Genomic DNA, 1482 nt, shown 5'->3' with positions numbered 1-1482 from the left:
CGCGGGCCTGACTTGGTGACCGATACAGGATCATTCGGGAAGGTACGCCCTTCGCGTGCCGTCCCGAAGACCGATCCACAAGTCATGAGCATTGCTCGGTGGAGTTCACCCAGTCCTGCAGCCGTTTCAGCTCCGTGTTGGTCTTCTTGGTGTCCCAGGTCCGCGCGCCCGCGCGGCTCTTGTGCCCGCTGCTGCCCGGCAGACGGGTGGGGAACAGCAGGTCCGTCTCGTGCAGCGACTCCAGCAGGGCGATGGCCTGGTGCACCGGGGTGACGACGGCCCAAGGACGGGTCGGCGGCCGCTGCGTCTCCGCCGCGTTGCGGTCGTATCCCTTGCCCCGGTGCCCGAGCAGCACCAGTTCTCCGGACTCGGTGTCGTCCGCCCGGCAGCCGCGACGCAGATTGGCCACCTCACCTGGGCGCATACCAGACAAGTACGACACTGTGACGAAGCATGCCGCAGTCACGACCCAAACTAGGGCGGGGAGTTCGGACACGGTGAGCGGCCGCTCCCGCCATGGACGGCCGTCAATCCGTCCCGTGACGCGGCCGATGAAGAAGTCCTCGGCCACCGGCAGTCCGGCTTCTTCGGCCAGCGACCGGGAGGCTCCGGACAGCGAGTTGGACAGCGCGGGCAGCCCGATGAAGCAGGCCAGATACTTGAAGTCGATGGAGCCGGGGCGCTCCGGGTCACCAGGCAGTTCCCTGCCCTCTTTACGCGCGACCTGGAGGAAGAGCTTCATCCGCTCGGCCTGCGGCAGCCCGTCGTACCGGCGATGGCTGAGGTGGGTGCCCGTGTACCGCTGCCGGAATTCCCGCCACGCGTCGCGGACATCAGGGCCGATGTCCTCCACGATGCGCAGAGACCAGTCCAACAGCGCGGTCATGGTGGTGGCTTCGATCCTCGGGGTCTTGTTGCCCCGGCCGGTCTTGATGTCCTCGGCCAGTTCCCCGGGGGAGCGGCCCTTCCACGGCACTCCGACGGACATCCGGTTTTGTGGCGGCAGCTGCGGCGCGTAGGCCCAGACGGCACGTACGGCGCTCAGGAGCTGCCGGCGGGTGTTGGTGCTGGCCTGCATCGCAAGCACGTGGTCGAGATACAGATCGAGATGCTGATCGGTCACGTCCAGCAGCCGGTCGATGCCGCGCTGCTCAAGCCAGGCCGCGAAGACACGCAGACGCTTGAACCACAGGTGCACGGTAGCGACGCTGGCTTGGTCAAGGGCCGTGATCCGGCTCAGCTCCGGTGGATAGGGGCCGTCGAGCGCCGCGAAGGTGAACATCTTGAAGTCGTCCACCAGAACCGCCGGGAAGGTCGACCAGTACAGCATGATGGGCTGGGTGTGCTGGTCCGGTTGCGCCTCGGCCAGGGACCATGCCGAGTCGAGCAATGCTCATGACTTGTGGATCGGTCTTCGGGACGGCACGCGAAGGGCGTACCTTCCCGAATGATCCTGTATCGGTCACCAAGTCAGGCCCGCGT

Annotated in this window: 1 protein-coding gene; it reads right to left on the bottom strand. The window is 66.5% G+C overall.

Going from position 1 to position 1482, the window contains the following annotated elements; all coding sequences use genetic code 11:
* Positions 1–82: 82 nt before the first annotated feature.
* A complete protein-coding gene (locus tag IO29_RS31230; protein WP_051708052.1) occupies positions 83–1390 on the bottom strand; it encodes a site-specific integrase in 1308 nt (435 codons plus the stop codon).
* Between the last annotated feature and the right edge of the window lie 92 nt (positions 1391–1482).

Origin of the sequence: Streptomyces sp. NRRL F-6676, from assembly GCF_000725625.1 — a bacterium.
Classification (GTDB): Bacteria; Actinomycetota; Actinomycetes; order Streptomycetales; family Streptomycetaceae; genus Streptomyces.
This window is presented reverse-complemented; position numbering and strand designations above follow the sequence as displayed.